The organism is Nocardia vulneris, from assembly GCF_001613425.1.
Classification (GTDB): domain Bacteria; phylum Actinomycetota; class Actinomycetes; order Mycobacteriales; family Mycobacteriaceae; genus Nocardia; species Nocardia vulneris.
In genome coordinates this window covers 77,377-91,605 of the sequence record NZ_BDCI01000022.1, presented here as the reverse complement: position 1 = coordinate 91,605, position 14,229 = coordinate 77,377, and the positions used below count along the sequence as shown (strand labels likewise).

Sequence of the window (14,229 nt, the reverse complement as noted above, 5' to 3'; positions counted from 1 at the left end):
CGGTGTTCGCTGATGTGCCGGCATCTCGGCTACCTCGGCCCGGAGGTCGGCGTCGGCGACATGCTCACGCGCGGTGACCATTCGCTGCGCACGCAGGCGTGGGCCCCGCGCGAGATGCGTGGTGGCGGCGCGATCAACGCCGACGGGTTCGGTGTCGCGTGGTGGCGGGCCGCCGAAAACGGGGCGCCAGCCGTCAGCCGGTACCGCAACGCCGCGCCGATCTGGACCGACCCTGCCGTGGAAGAGGTACTGCCGCAACTGCATTCGACTGCCGTGCTCGGCTCGATCCGGTCCGCGACGGTCGGCATGCCGATCGAGCGGGCGGCGTGCGCGCCGTTCACCTGGGACCGATGGGCGTTCAGTCACAACGGCACAGTGCCGGATTGGCGGCGTGCGCTCACCGCGGTGTCGTCCGATCTGGACGTCGCTGCCACGCAATTCGGCGCGACCCGGCTGTTCGAGACGATCCTCCTGCTCGACGCGGAGGCGCCCACCGACGCGGCGACACTCTGGGTGTTGTTGCAGCAGTTGCTCGCCGGGACACAGCCCGGCGGCTTCACCGAGACGCCGGAAGCGGCGCTCGGCCTGCTGGTGACCGCGGTGCGCAAGCACGTGCCGGACGCGCGGCTCAACCTGTTGCTCTCCGACGGCGAAACCCTCTGGGCGAGCACGGTTTACCACTCCCTGTCCGCCCTGGTGACCGACACCGCGGCGGTGCTGTCCTCCGAACCGTACGACGACGACCCGCGGTGGCAGCCGATCCCCGACCACAGCCTGGTGACCGCGCGCCCGGGCCACCTGTCCATCACCCCGCTGCTCGACGGCATGAAAGGCCTTTCGCGATGACCGCACCGACGCTGGAGATCCACCTATCCGACGACGATCTCACCACCGCGTTGCGCACCGATGCCCGGCTCGGGCTCACCGCGGACCCGAAGTGGTTGCCGCCCAAGTGGTTCTACGACGCACGCGGCAGTGAGCTGTTCGAGCAGATCACCGAACTGCCGGAGTACTACCCGACGCGGACCGAACGCGCGCTGCTGGAGCGGGTGGTCGGCGAGATCGCCAGGGTCGCTCAGGCCGAGGTGCTCGTCGAATTGGGTGCGGGCTCGGCCGCCAAGACCCGGCTGCTGCTCACCGCGTTGACCACCGAGGGGCCGCTGAAGACGTATGTGCCACAGGATGTCTCGTCCGCCGCGCTGCGCGCCGCGGCGGACGAGATCGCGGCGGATTTCCCCGGCCTCGCCGTGCATGGCGTGGTCAGCGATTTCACCGATACGCTGCACAACCTGCCCGGCGGCGGCCGCCGGATGATTGCCTTCCTCGGCGGCACCATCGGTAACCTGGTCCCGGCCGAGCGTGCCGAATTCCTGCGCAGCATCTACGAGGTGCTCGAACCGGGGGAGCAGTTGCTGCTCGGTGCCGGGCTGGTCATCGATCCGGCCGTGCTGGTCCCGGCCTACGACGACGCGGCCGGCGTCACCGCCGAATTCAATCGGAACGTGCTGCACGTCTTGAACTCCCGGCTCGGCGCCGACTTCGCGCCGGAGAAGTTCGAGCACCTCGCGCTGTGGGACGCCGAACAGGAATGGATCGAAATGCGTTTGGCCGCCACCGAAGACATGACGGTCACGGTCCGCGACCTGGATCTCACCGTGCGTTTCGCCGCAGGCGAGCAGCTGCGCACCGAGATCTCGGCGAAGTTCCGGATCGACGGGCTCACCGCGGAACTGGGCAGCGCCGGGTTCGCCACCGAACAGGTGTGGACCGACCCGGACGATCGTTTCGCGCTGTTCCTCGCGGCCCGCGAGTGATCAGGACAGCAATGGTGACCGGGTAGTCGCGCCGGACACCACCGCGCCGAGCCAGTCGACCAGGGGCCGCATCGTCTCCCAGGCGGTGCGGATCTCCTTGGCCGCGCGCGGCTTGTCCAGCCACGGTGGTGCGCCGAACTCGCGGTGGCAGATCAGGGCTTTGTGCCGGAGCAGGCCGATGCGCGGATGGTCGGCGTCGTACCCCTTCGGCTTGGTCTTGAGCTGCTCGCCGCCGATCGTGTATCCCGCCTTGACCAGCTTCGCCAGGATCTTCTCCAGCTCCGGGCCGCGGACCTCGTGATCGATGGTGGCGCGCAACTGGGCGACCTGTTCGGAGGAGCCGCCGTAGAAGCCACCCGCGACATATAGCCCCGCGGCGCCGATCTGCACGTACCAGCCGGTGCTCGGCGCCACGGACACATACGCGCCCTGGTGGTTCTTGTACGGAGTCTTGTCCTTGGCGAAGCGCACGTCCCGGTAGGGCCGGAAGATCTTGGCCGCACCGAAAGCCGGCTCCAGCTCGGTGGTCAGCGCCAGCATCGGCGCCTTCACCGACGTCTCGTACACCTCTTTGTGTGCATTCCAGAAGGCCTTGGAATTGTCGGCCTCCAGGTCCTCGTAGAAATCCAGGCCCGCCACAGGGAACCCGCTGAACCCGCTCACGACCGCGCCTCGCTCATGCAGAGCAATTTACGTGGTCAGGTCTCCGTTGAAGAGCAGGAACCCCACCAGGAAGCCGATGACCATGCCGACGCCCGCCGCGATCGCCGCCCATTTGCCCAGCGGCTCGCCCTTTGTGTGACCGATGATGCCGAGGATGATGCCCGCCGGCCCGAACAGGATGGGGCAGAACAACACCGAGATGACCGCGCAGACGAACCCGACGATGGAGAACACCTGCGACCCGGACCGCGGCGGCGGGGTGCCGTAGGGCTGGTAACCCTGCTGCGGGTAGGTGCCGTAGCCGCCGGGCGGTGGCCCATCGGGTTGCGGGTAGTTGTAGATGCCGCCCTGCGGGTACTGCGGCGGGCCGCCCGTCGCGTCCTGTGGTGGGCCGCTCCCCGGGTACGCCGGATACGGCTGTTGCTGCGCGCTCCACTGCTGCTCGCTCGGCGGTGGGTTCCACGATTGCCCGCCGGGTGCCGTGCCCCAGGCGGGTTGTTGCCCACCACCGGGCGGCGGTTGGTCGCCGCCCCAGGACGGTTGGGCCGACCCCCACGCGGGTTGATCCTGGGACGGGCTGCCGCCCCAGGACGGCTGATCGGCCGGCGCCGATCCGCCGGGTTGCCCGCCCAGCGGTCCGGCCGGCGCGTCGGTCGGTTGCCACCATTCCCCGGGCTGCGATACCGGCGGGGTGTACGGCTGCGCCGAAGGTTCTGACGTGCCAACGTCTTTCGACAAACTCGGGGAAGAAGCGCCGCTCGACGAGTGCGCCGAGCCGGTATCCGCCGGCGGGACGGCACTCGCCGCAGCCGGATCCGTCGCGTTCGACGTGGGCGCGTCGGACGAGGAATCCACCTGCGCGACATCGTCGCGCCCACTCTCTCGGCGTTCCGGGGTGGCGCCGGTCGGTTTCGGATCGTGTGGCGTGCTCATCGCGCCCTCCTCGTAACGTCCGGTCGCCGCCTTTCGCGTGCCGTCGTCAACGCTGCGGCTACGCGCGGTCAGCGGGCGGGTTGGTCCGAATACTCCGTTATGCGTACCACGACCGACCGACGGTCATCGCCGATTGCGCCGAGCGGTGCCGCGCGTCGCGGGTCGCGCGGTCTCCGTACTCGCCGGTCAGAGGTCGGCGTCGTCGACGATTTCTACGGCCGCTATCTCGCCGGGCCGGTCGTCTTCAGCCGCGTCCTCGGCGCGTTGCGCGCGTGCGGTCCACTCCTGGCTCAGCTCGTCGCCGATCCCGAGCCTGCCGTCGTCGTCGTTCTCGCGGTAGCGAATCCGCAGGTCGTTCGGCGGATCCTCGATATTGCGCTCGTACTCGCGGATCTCGTCGGCCTGGTCGTCATCGCCCATATCGGTATCCAGCGGTTCACGGTCCATACCAACCAGTATCCTCGCGGATCGATCCGATCCCGGGAACCTCGGCAAACGAACAGCGGCTCGGACCGAGGTCCGAGCCGCTGGGGGTAAACGTGAAAACCTACGCGTTGCCGTTGAAAAGGCCGGTGACCGAGCCGTTTTCGAAGACCTCACGGATGGTGCGGGCCAGCAGCGGGGCGATGGACAGCACGGTCAGCTGCGGGAACTTCTTCTCTTCGGTGATCGGCAGCGTGTTGGTGACCACGACTTCCTTGGCGCCGCAGGCGGCGAGGCGCTCGGCGGCCGGATTGCTCAGCACGCCGTGCGTCGCGGCGATGACCACGTCACCGGCGCCCGCGTCCTTGAGCACCTTCACCGCGCCTGCGATGGTGCCACCGGTGTCGATCATGTCGTCGATCAGGATGCAGGTGCGGCCCTCGACCTCACCGACCACGCGGTTCGACTTCACCTGGTTCGGCACCAGCGGGTCGCGGGTCTTGTGGATGAACGCCAGCGGCGAGCCGCCGAGCGAGTCGGCCCACTTCTCCGCGACGCGGACACGGCCGGAATCGGGCGAGACCACGGTGATGTTGTCGAGCGAGTAGTTCGTGCGCACGTACTCGGCGAGCTGCAGCTGCGCGTGCATGTGATCGACCGGGCCGTCGAAGAAGCCCTGGATCTGGTCGGTGTGCAGGTCGACGGTGATGATGCGGTCCGCGCCCGCGGTCTTGAGCAGGTCGGCGACCAGGCGAGCCGAGATCGGTTCGCGGCCGCGGTGCTTCTTGTCCTGGCGGGCGTACGGGTAGAACGGCAGTACCGCGGTGATCCGCTTGGCCGAACCGCGCTTGAGCGCGTCGATCATGATGAGCTGTTCCATCAACCACTGGTTGAGCGGCGCGGGGAAGCTCTGCAGCACGAACGCGTCGGAGCCGCGCACCGACTCCTCGAAGCGAACGAAGATCTCACCGTTGGCGAAGTCGCGGGCGGTCTGCGGGGTGACGTGGACGTCGAGTTCCTTGGCGACCTGCTCGGCCAGCTCAGGATGAGCGCGTCCCGAGAAGAGCATCAGGTTCTTCTGGTTGTCGATCCATGACGCGGTCACTGCTGTTTGCCATCCTTTTGCTCGATTGCCTGACCGGAATTCTCTGTGGCGGCGTTGGCTTCTGCCGCCGCGCGCGCCGCGGCCGTCCCGGGACGGTGCCGTTGCACCCAGCCCTCGATGTTCTTCTGCGGCCCGCCGGATATCGCGAGTGCGCCGGGCGGAACGCTTCTGCGCAGTACAGTACCCGCCGCCGTATACGCCCCGTCACCCACCGTTACCGGGGCGACGAACATCGTGTCACTTCCCGTTCGCACATGCGACCCGACCGTGGTGTGATGCTTGCTCACTCCGTCGTAGTTCACGAACACGCTGGACGCGCCGATGTTGCTGTGTTCCCCGATGGTGGCGTCCCCGACGTAGGTCAGATGCGGCACCTTCGAGTGCGCGCCGATCGAGGCGTTCTTGGTCTCCACGAAGGCGCCGAGCTTGCCCGCATTGCCCACCACGGTGCCCGGGCGCAGGTAACTGAACGGGCCGATGGCCGCACCGGGGCCGATCATCGCGCCCTCCCCGTGCGTGCGCACGACCCGGGCGCCGTCGCCCACCACCACGTCGGTGAGGGTGCTGTCCGGGCCGATCTCGGCGTCCTCGCCGATCACGGTGTCGCCGAGCAGTTGTACGCCGGGACGCAGGATGGCGTCGCGGCCGATCCGCACGTTCGCGTCCACCCAGGTCGAGCTGGGATCGACGATGGTGACGCCGGCGCGCATGTGCCGTTCCAGGATGTAGCGGTTGAGCGTGCTCGTCGCACCCGCCAGCTGGACCCGGTCGTTGACGCCGGTCACCTTGGCGGCGTCGACCAGGCGGGCGCCGTGCACCGGATGACCGGCCTCGCGGGCCAGCCGCAGCACGTCGGTCAGGTAGAGCTCGTGCTGGGCGTTCGCGGTGGACAACCGGCTGATCATGGTGCGCAGCACCGCCGCGTCGAAGGCGTAGACGCCGGAGTTGACCTCGGTGATCGCGGCCTGCTCCGGGGTGGCGTCGGCGTGTTCGACGATCTCGACGACCTGACCGTTGCTGTCCCGGACGATGCGGCCGTAGCCGTTCGGATCGTCCGGCACGAAGGTCAGCACGGTGACGGCGGAGCGCTCGGCGTAGCTGCGGTGCTCGTCGAGCAGCGCGGACAGGGTGTGCCCGTCCAGCAGCGGCACGTCGGCGGAGGTGACGAGCAGGTCGCCGGTGAAGCCGACGGGCAGCGCGGCCAGTGCGCACTGCACCGCGTGCCCGGTGCCGAGCTGCTGCTCCTGGATGGCGGGGGTGATCTCGCGACCGAGATCGTCGGCGACCGCGGCCACCGCGGCGCCCACCTGTTCACGGTCGTGGCCGACCACGGTGATCAGGTATGCGGGGTCGATCTCGTTCGCCGCATGCAGCGCGTGCGCGAGCATGCTTCGACCGGCCAGCGAATGCAGCACCTTGGGGGTCTTCGACCGCATTCGTGTCCCGGCACCGGCTGCGAGAACGACGACGGCGGTCTGCTGTGGCATGGATCTCCCTACGCTGCCTGTCATCGTGCTGGGCTCTGCTCATCGTGCTAGGGCGCTCATCGTGCTGGGATCTGCTGCGCTGGGCGCTGATGGGCGGGGCCAACGATAGTCATCGTGCTGCCGAGCTCCGCCGCCAGGACTCGAACCTGAACTATCTGAACCAAAATCAGAGGTGCTGCCATTACACCACGGCGGATTGTCACATCGGCGGATCGGGAAACACCCGCCGCTGTACCACGGCACGAGGAAGATCCTCGCATATTGTTCCGCATCTCGGCGAATGCCGAGTTCTATGCCGGACCCCGAGTCGGGCGAAGATCACCCGGCGCGGCCGGCGAGCTGCCCCGGATCGAGGTTACCCACCAGGCACATTCAGCTCGAGAGTGCACGGAAAACGCGCAGTTGCGGGGGAGAGCGGGCGAAGCGGCGAGCTGTCTGGAACAGTTAGGTCACCGGAGTTCGGCAGCGAAGGGAGGCGGAGTGGCGATGTCGGGGAGCGAGACGCAGCGGGCGCCGCGTCCACGGATGACAGGTACCCAGCGCAGGCAGCAGCTGATCGAGATCGGTCGCGCGCTGTTCGCCGAACGCGGTTACGACGCCACCTCGATCGAGGAGATCGCGCAGCGCGCGCAGGTCTCCAAACCCGTGGTGTACGAACACTTCGGCGGCAAAGAAGGGTTGTACGCCGTCGTCGTGGATCGTGAGATGTCCATGCTGCTGGACATGATCGTGTCCTCGCTCACCCAGAACCGGTCGCGGGTCCGCCTCGAACAGGTCGCGCTCGCGCTGCTGACCTACATCGAGGAACGCACCGACGGTTTCCGGATCCTGGTGCGCGATCAGCCGGCGGGCAATGCCGAGGGCCGCTACTCCAGCCTGCTCAACGAGGCGGTGAACCAGGTGGCGCACATCCTCGCCGGAGATTTCGAGCGCCGCGGTTTCGACACCAGCCTGGCCACGCTCTACGCCCAGGCGCTGGTCGGGCAGGTGGCCACCGCGGCCACCTGGTGGCTGGACGAGCGCAAACCCTCGAAAGAGGTTGTCGCCGTGCATCTGGTGAATCTGTGCTGGAACGGGCTGAGCCATCTGGAGGCCGACCCGCATCTCAGCTCGGAGTGGCGCACCGGTATCGAGGAGTGACTCACGGGGATGGCAGCAGGTGGAGCTTGCGGAGCCTGCGGGGCGGGTGAGCGCAGGTTGTTAACCAGCGAATTGCGAAGCGGGTCCGGTCGAATGCTCGAATTGACTGCCGAGGGCCCGGCTGGTGGTACGGTTCACCCATCCTTTGGGTGCTGTTCGGGCGGTAAGTCGGTCTACTTCGTGATGTCGGTCTACTTCAGGATGGCTGGTTTTTAGGATGACAGGCGGATCTGATGGCTAGGCAAGCGCGCGCGGAGATCACCCGCGACTCCGTTCTTGCGGGCGCTGCCGATGTCTTTCTGCGCTTGGGTTACGCGAACGCGAGTCTGAGCGAGATCATCGCGCAGTCCAATGTGACCAAGGGCGCCTTGTACTTTCACTTCGGCTCGAAGGAAGAGCTGGCGCGCGCGGTGGTCGATCAGGGCAACGAGCGGCTGGTCAGCTCGTGCCAGGGTTTCTTCGATCCCCGGGTGCCCGCGCTGGAGGCGTGCATCGGGATCACCTACGTGGTCGCGGATCTGTCGATGAACGATCCGATGGTCGGCGCGATGCTCAAGCTGACCCATCAGATCGGCGACTACCGCGGCGCCCAGGGCGACAACATCGCCAAGACCTGGGGCGACACCTACCGCGTCCTCTCCGAAAGAGCCATCGCCCAGGGCGATTTGCAGCCGGAGCTCGACGCCGAGGTGATCGGCATGCTGTTGCAGGAGATGACCGCGGGCGTGCACATCATCGCCGTCGGCACCGAGTCCATCGACCAGATGGCGACCCGCATGGAACGCGTGTGGTACTTCCTGCTCCCCTCGATCGTCCCGGCCGAAAAGCTCGCCTACTTCCGCGAGTTCGCCGCCCGGCGCCTGCGCCGCTACGTGCCCTAGCAGCCCGAGCTCACGGTGTCGGCGGCACTGGCTAAACTTTGGCTGGCCGCTCGAAACCGCAGCTTGAGCTCAGGAGTTGTTCATGTCGACCCATCGTCCACCGCTGGCCGGACTGGCGGCGGTCGCCGGTGCGGATGCCGCGTTGCAGACCGTCACCGAGCTGGTCGGCAAGTCGTCGGTCGAGCTGGTGGCCCCGTCCGCGGTACGTCCGTTCGTCGCCGCGACGATCGCGGCGAAGCGGCCGCTGGTGGTGGTCACCGCGAACGGGCGCGAGGCCGATGATCTGACCGTGGAGCTGGCGGAGATGCTGGGCGATACGGTCGCGCAGTTTCCCTCCTGGGAAACCCTGCCGCACGAGCGGCTCTCGCCGGGTGCGGACACGGTCGGGCGCCGGCTGGAGGTGCTGCGCAGGCTGGCCCACCCCGACGACCCGATCTTCCCGGAGCCGCTGCGCGTGGTGGTGACCACCGTGCGCTCGCTGATGCAGCCGATGGCCGGCGGGCTCGGCGATATCGAACCGGTCGTGCTGCGCGTCGGCGCCGAACTGGACTTCGACGAATTGCTCACGCGCCTGGTCGAATTCGCGTACAGCCGGGTCGACATGGTCGGCAAGCGTGGCGAGTTCGCGGTGCGCGGCGGCATCCTCGATCTCTTCCCGCCGACCGCGGATCATCCGGTGCGCGTGGAGTTCTGGGGCGACGAGATCACCGAGCTGCGCCCGTTCGCGGTCGCCGATCAGCGCTCGCTGAGCGAGGTGTCGGTCGAGGTCGTCGTCGCGCCGCCGTGCCGTGAGTTGTTGCTCACCGACGCGGTGCGCGCGCGGGCGGCCGAGGTCGCGGTCGCCAACGCGGCCGATGCCGCCCTGGTCGAGATGCTCGAGAAGCTGGCCCAGGGCGTCCCGGTGGACGGCATGGAGGCCCTGCTCCCGGTGCTGCAACCAGGCGAGCTGTGCCTGCTCACCGAGGTGCTGCCCGCGGGAACCCATGTCCTGCTGTGTGATCCGGAGAAGATCCGCACCCGCGCCGCCGATCTGGTGCGCACCGGCGAGGAGTTCCTGGAAGCGTCGTGGACCGCGGCCTCGTTCGGGGCGGCCGCGCCGCTGGGCGCGCACGGCCTCGATCTGGCCGCCTCCGGGTACCGCCCGCTGTCCACCGTGCACGAGAGCGCCGATCAGCAGGAGCTGCCGTGGTGGACGCTCACCCCGCTGACCTCCGGCGACCCCGCCGAGGTGGTGCTGCCGGTGCTGGCCGGGCCCGCCGCGCGCGGCTCCGACGAACTCGTCGCGACCATCTTCGCCTCGTTGCGCGCGCACGTGTCCACCGGCGGGCGCGCGGTGGTCGTGGTGGCCGGACACGGTACGGCGCAACGCATTCTGGAACGCCTCGCCGACGCCGACGTGCCCGCCGCGGCGCTGGACCCCGGCGCCGAACCCGCCGCCGGACTGGTCGGCGTGCTGTGCGGCTCGTTGCACGACGGATTGATCTTCGACGACGCCGGACTCGTCGTGGTGGCCGAGTCCGATCTCACCGGCAATCGGGTCACCGCGCCCGGCGAAGGCAAGCGGCTGCCCGCCAAGCGGCGCAACCAGGTCGACCCGCTGGCGTTGAACGCGGGCGACATGGTGGTGCACGACCAGCACGGCATCGGCCGGTTCGTCGAGATGATCGAACGCACCGTCGGCGGTGCCCGGCGGGAGTACCTCGTCATCGAGTACGCCCCGGGCAAGCGCGGCCAGCCGGGCGACCGGCTGTTCGTGCCGATGGAGTCGCTCGATCAGCTCTCCCGCTACGTCGGCGGTGAGATGCCGAGCCTGTCCAAGCTGGGCGGCTCGGACTGGGCGAACACGAAACGCAAGGCGCGCAAGGCGGTTCGCGAGATCGCCGGTGAGCTGGTGCAGCTCTACGCGGCCCGCCAGGCCGCGCCGGGGCATGCCTTCGGGCCGGACACCCCGTGGCAGCAGGAGATGGAGGACGCGTTCGCGTTCACCGAGACCGTCGACCAGATGACCGCCATCGCCGAGGTCAAATCCGATATGGAGAAGCCGGTTCCGATGGACCGGGTGGTGTGTGGCGACGTCGGCTACGGCAAGACCGAGATCGCGGTGCGTGCCGCGTTCAAGGCGGTGCAGGACGGCAAGCAGGTCGTCGTGCTGGTGCCGACAACACTGCTGGCGCAACAACATCTGCAGACCTTCACCGAGCGCGTCGCGGGCTTCCCGATCACCGTGAAGGGCCTGTCCCGCTTCACCGACCCGGCCGATGCCCGTGCGGTCATGGAGGGGATGGCCGACGGCAGCGTCGACATCGTGGTGGGTACGCACCGCCTGCTCCAGACCGGCGTGCGCTGGAAGGACCTGGGGCTGGTGGTGGTCGACGAGGAACAGCGGTTCGGCGTCGAGCACAAGGAGCACATCAAGGCCCTGCGCACCCACGTCGACGTGCTCACCATGTCGGCGACGCCGATTCCGCGCACCCTGGAGATGAGCCTGGCGGGCATCCGGGAGATGTCGACCATCCTCACTCCGCCCGAGGAACGGCACCCGGTGCTCACCTATGTCGGTGCGTACAACGACAAGCAGGTGACCGCGGCGATCCGGCGCGAGTTGCTGCGGGACGGCCAGGTCTTCTACGTGCACAACCGCGTGTCCTCGATCGACAAGGCGGCCAAGCGGATTCGGGATCTGGTGCCGGAGGCGCGGGTCGCGGTCGCTCACGGTCAGATGAACGAGGACGCGCTCGAATCCACCGTCGCCGGTTTCTGGGAGCGCGAATTCGACGTGCTCATCTGCACCACCATCATCGAGACCGGCCTGGACATCTCCAACGCCAACACCCTGATCGTGGAACGCGCCGACGCACTGGGCCTTTCGCAGCTGCATCAGTTGCGCGGCCGGGTCGGGCGCAGCCGGGAACGCGGCTACGCCTACTTCCTGTACCCGCCGGAGAAGCCGCTCACCGAAACCGCCTACGACCGGTTGGCCACCATCGCGCAGAATTCCGACCTCGGCGCGGGCATGGCGGTCGCGATGAAGGACCTCGAGATCCGTGGCGCGGGCAACGTGCTCGGCGCCGAGCAGTCGGGGCACGTCGCGGGCGTCGGCTTCGACCTCTACGTCCGCCTGGTCGGCGAGGCGGTCGAGGCGTACCGGGCCGCGGCGGACGGTAAGCCGATCGTCACCGAGGAGCCGAAGGAAGTCCGGATCGACCTGCCCGTCGACGCGCATATTCCGCCGGACTACATCGCCAGCGACCGCCTGCGGCTCGAGGCGTACCGCAAACTCGCCTCGGCACAGGATGATTCGAGCCTGGCCTCGGTCGTCGAGGAACTCGTCGACCGGTACGGCCCGTTGCCGGTGGAGGTCGGCCGCCTGGTCTCGGTGGCGAAGCTGCGGCTGCTGGCCCGCGAGTACGAGGTCACCGAAATCGCGGTCACCGGAACGACATTGAAGATATCGCCGCTGCATCTGCCCGATTCCAAGCAGATGCGCCTCAAGCGGATCTACCCGAGCGCCGGGTACCGCGCGGCGAGCGGGGTGATCTCGCTACCGCTGCCGCGGGTCGAGGACAGTGTCGGCGCCGACCGGGTCCGCGATGTCGTGCTGCTCCAGTACGTCGCCGACCTGCTGCTCGCCTTGGACGGAAAAGCCCAGGGCGCGGTCGATCTCACCACCGCCACCGAGGCATCGGCCGCCCGATGACCGACCGTGACGAGGCCGTGCTGCGGGCCGCGCGGCATGCCGCCGCCAGCAGGTCGCCCGGCGCCGAGCCGGAGGGAGCACCGCGCGACGACACCGCGGTGATCGCCGCGGGCTTGGCCGGTGCGGTCGAGGTGATGGATCGGCTCTGGCATTTCGGCGGCTGGGAGGTTACCCAGACCCACGATTCGCTGCGGCCGTACCTGCTCGAGGAGACCTACGAACTCCTCGACGCCATCCAGCACAGCGACGCCGAAACCATCAAGGAGGAGCTGGGCGACCTGTTGCTCCAGGTGCTGTTCCACTCCCGGATCGCCGAGGCCGCAGGCGAATTCACGGTCGACGACGTGGCCGCGGCGCTGGTCGCCAAGCTCGTCCATCGCAGTCCTTCGCTGCGGGAGCCCGAGTTCGCCGCCGATACCACGCTCGAAGAGAAGATCGCCGCCCAGGAATCGGCGTGGGAGGAGCGCAAATCCGCGGAGAAGGCCCGGCGCTCCTGTCTCGACGGCATCGCGCTGGCCCAGCCCGCGCTCGCGCTGGCCGAGAAGGTGCGCGGGCGCAGCACCAAAGCCGGTCTGCCCGAGGACCTCATCCCGGCCGAACTCACCGTCGTGCACCTGGGCGGCCCCGACAGCGCCGAGGAGCGCCTGCGCAAAGCCACCCTCGACTTCGCCGCCGCCATCCGCGCCACCGAGGACGCGGCGGAGCTCGCCCGCGACCAACGCGCCCCGCTCGCTGCCGCCGACTGGCGCAAGTACTGGACCGGGTAGCTCCCGGCAGCCCGGGACAGTGGTCTCGCCGGTGGTGTATCGGTCACGGGGGCTCATTCAGGATTCGGCGTAGCGTTGGCCCAGCGGGTCCCGCAGGAGGGCGGTGCCCGGGGAAACGGGAGGCCGACCGATGCTGAGTGTGTTTTCTTCACCCGGACATTACGTGCAGGGACGCGACGCGACCGCCGCGCTGGGGGCGGAGATGACGAGGCTGGGGCTCGACGGGCCGGTGCTGATCGTGGCGGGTGGCAGCGCGCGCCGGCTGCTGGCCGACACCTGGGAGCAATCGCTGACGGACGCGAAAATCGCCTATTCCGTGCATGTTTCGAGCGGTGACTGCACCAGGGCGGAGATCGCGCAGATCACCGCGGCGGTGCGCGCGAGCGGCTGCACCGTCGTGCTCGGTGCCGGCGGTGGCAAGGTGCTGGATTCGGCGCGGGCCGTGGCCGACGATCTGCGCCTGCCGATGATCAGCTGCCCCACCACCGCCTCCAGCGACGCGCCGTGCAGCGCGTTGTCGGTGATCTACACCGCCGCAGGCGAAGTCGAGACGTACCAGTTGGTGCGGCGCAATCCGGCACTGGTGCTGGTGGACACCTCGGTCATCGCGCAGGCGCCGGCACGGTTGCTCGCCGCCGGCCTGGGCGACGCGCTCGCCACCTGGTTCGAGGCCCGGACCTGTACCGCGGCCGGGGTGCGCAACATGCGCGGCGGTGCCTCCACCCGGAGCGCCACCGCACTGGCCGAGCTCTGCTACCGGACGCTGCTCGCCGATGGTCGCCAAGCCCTGGCGGCGGTGCGCGAGCAGGCCGTCACGCCGGCGCTGGAACGGATCGTCGAGGCCAATACCTTGCTGTCCGGTCTGGGCTTCGAGTCCTCGGGGCTGGCCGCGGCCCACGCCGTGCACAACGGCCTGACCGCCGCCCCACAGACCCATGCGTACCTGCACGGCGAGAAGGTCGCCTTCGGCGTGCTCACCCAACTGGTGCTGGAGGGCGCGCCGAGCGGCGAGATCGACACGGTGCTCGACTTCTGCGCCGATGTCGGCCTGCCGACCACCCTGGCCGCGGTCGGTGTGGCCGACACCCAGCTGAGCACGCTGTCCGCGATCGCGACGCGGGCCACGGCACCCGGCGAGACGATGCACAACGAGCCGTTCGAGGTCGATGCCGCGATGGTCCTGGATGCCATGCGCGCCGCCGACGCGCTCGGCCGGCGATAACGCCCGCGCCCTCGTCCGCGAATGGTTGATAGGCGCTTGCGACGGGATTCGACATGAAATTCTCACCTTCCCGCAAGCATGTCGTCACCGTCCGGCG

The 14,229-nt window shown here is 68.7% G+C and carries 12 protein-coding genes and 1 tRNA gene; 7 read left to right on the top strand and 6 right to left on the bottom strand.

Features of this window, described 5'->3' with window-relative positions; all coding sequences use genetic code 11:
• Positions 1–12: 12 nt before the first annotated feature.
• The gene (gene egtC, locus NVU01S_RS23635; protein WP_043671767.1) at positions 13–846 is read left to right on the top strand and encodes an ergothioneine biosynthesis protein EgtC; all 834 of its coding nucleotides are present in this window, start codon (positions 13–15) and stop codon (positions 844–846) included.
• Complete coding sequence (egtD, locus tag NVU01S_RS23630) at positions 843–1,814, top strand: L-histidine N(alpha)-methyltransferase (protein ID WP_043671764.1); 972 nt, start codon at positions 843–845, stop codon at positions 1,812–1,814. Before egtC ends, egtD begins: the two co-directional genes overlap by 4 nt.
• Here the strand turns inward: egtD and NVU01S_RS23625 are convergent, their stop codons facing one another.
• The 6 genes from NVU01S_RS23625 to NVU01S_RS23600 all read right to left on the bottom strand — a co-directional run bounded on the left by NVU01S_RS23625 (position 1,815) and on the right by NVU01S_RS23600 (position 6,621).
• A complete protein-coding gene (locus tag NVU01S_RS23625) occupies positions 1,815–2,477 on the bottom strand; it encodes a DUF2461 domain-containing protein (protein WP_043671762.1) in 663 nt (220 codons plus the stop codon).
• Between the two features lie 27 nt (positions 2,478–2,504).
• Entirely contained in the window at positions 2,505–3,410 is a 906-nt protein-coding gene (locus NVU01S_RS23620; RefSeq protein WP_043671760.1) for a DUF4190 domain-containing protein, read from the bottom strand.
• Positions 3,411–3,596: 186 nt separating this feature from the next.
• Entirely contained in the window at positions 3,597–3,857 is a 261-nt protein-coding gene (locus tag NVU01S_RS23615) for a hypothetical protein (protein ID WP_043671757.1), read from the bottom strand.
• Between the two features lie 100 nt (positions 3,858–3,957).
• Positions 3,958–4,938, bottom strand: a complete 981-nt coding sequence (locus tag NVU01S_RS23610) for a ribose-phosphate diphosphokinase (RefSeq protein WP_042257822.1) — start codon at positions 4,936–4,938, stop codon at positions 3,958–3,960.
• A complete protein-coding gene (gene glmU / locus NVU01S_RS23605; protein WP_043671753.1) occupies positions 4,935–6,425 on the bottom strand; it encodes a bifunctional UDP-N-acetylglucosamine diphosphorylase/glucosamine-1-phosphate N-acetyltransferase GlmU in 1,491 nt (496 codons plus the stop codon). Before glmU ends, NVU01S_RS23610 begins: the two co-directional genes overlap by 4 nt.
• Before the next feature lie 125 nt (positions 6,426–6,550).
• Positions 6,551–6,621 (bottom strand) — tRNA-Gln (locus tag NVU01S_RS23600).
• A 329-nt stretch (positions 6,622–6,950) separates the two neighbouring features.
• Between NVU01S_RS23600 and NVU01S_RS23595 the strand changes: the two genes are divergently transcribed.
• From NVU01S_RS23595 to NVU01S_RS23575, 5 genes are all read left to right on the top strand, one after another.
• Entirely contained in the window at positions 6,951–7,565 is a 615-nt protein-coding gene (locus NVU01S_RS23595) for a TetR/AcrR family transcriptional regulator (RefSeq protein ID WP_036561438.1), read from the top strand.
• 233 nt (positions 7,566–7,798) lie between these two features.
• The gene (locus NVU01S_RS23590; protein WP_014988187.1) at positions 7,799–8,446 is read left to right on the top strand and encodes a TetR family transcriptional regulator; all 648 of its coding nucleotides are present in this window, start codon (positions 7,799–7,801) and stop codon (positions 8,444–8,446) included.
• Positions 8,447–8,528: 82 nt separating this feature from the next.
• Positions 8,529–12,143 carry a transcription-repair coupling factor gene (mfd, locus tag NVU01S_RS23585; RefSeq protein ID WP_043671750.1) on the top strand — a complete coding sequence of 1,205 codons (3,615 nt, stop codon included), beginning with the start codon at positions 8,529–8,531 and terminating at the stop codon, positions 12,141–12,143.
• Entirely contained in the window at positions 12,140–12,910 is a 771-nt protein-coding gene (locus tag NVU01S_RS23580) for a nucleoside triphosphate pyrophosphohydrolase (RefSeq protein WP_156161606.1), read from the top strand. The genes mfd and NVU01S_RS23580 overlap by 4 nt, the downstream gene beginning before the upstream one ends.
• A 130-nt stretch (positions 12,911–13,040) precedes the next feature.
• A complete protein-coding gene (locus tag NVU01S_RS23575) occupies positions 13,041–14,132 on the top strand; it encodes a glycerol dehydrogenase (RefSeq protein ID WP_043671747.1) in 1,092 nt (363 codons plus the stop codon).
• The last annotated feature ends 97 nt before the right edge of the window (positions 14,133–14,229 follow it).

Coding starts and splice junctions, on each gene's coding strand:
- egtC (WP_043671767.1), top strand. CDS start 13: ATGTGCCGGCATCTCGGCTACCTCGGCCCGGAGGTCGGCGTCGGCGAC.
- egtD (WP_043671764.1), top strand. CDS start 843: ATGACCGCACCGACGCTGGAGATCCACCTATCCGACGACGATCTCACC.
- NVU01S_RS23620 (WP_043671760.1), bottom strand. CDS start 3,410: ATGAGCACGCCACACGATCCGAAACCGACCGGCGCCACCCCGGAACGC.
- NVU01S_RS23615 (WP_043671757.1), bottom strand. CDS start 3,857: ATGGACCGTGAACCGCTGGATACCGATATGGGCGATGACGACCAGGCC.
- glmU (WP_043671753.1), bottom strand. CDS start 6,425: ATGCCACAGCAGACCGCCGTCGTCGTTCTCGCAGCCGGTGCCGGGACA.
- NVU01S_RS23595 (WP_036561438.1), top strand. CDS start 6,951: ATGACAGGTACCCAGCGCAGGCAGCAGCTGATCGAGATCGGTCGCGCG.
- NVU01S_RS23590 (WP_014988187.1), top strand. CDS start 7,799: ATGGCTAGGCAAGCGCGCGCGGAGATCACCCGCGACTCCGTTCTTGCG.
- mfd (WP_043671750.1), top strand. CDS start 8,529: ATGTCGACCCATCGTCCACCGCTGGCCGGACTGGCGGCGGTCGCCGGT.
- NVU01S_RS23580 (WP_156161606.1), top strand. CDS start 12,140: ATGACCGACCGTGACGAGGCCGTGCTGCGGGCCGCGCGGCATGCCGCC.
- NVU01S_RS23575 (WP_043671747.1), top strand. CDS start 13,041: ATGCTGAGTGTGTTTTCTTCACCCGGACATTACGTGCAGGGACGCGAC.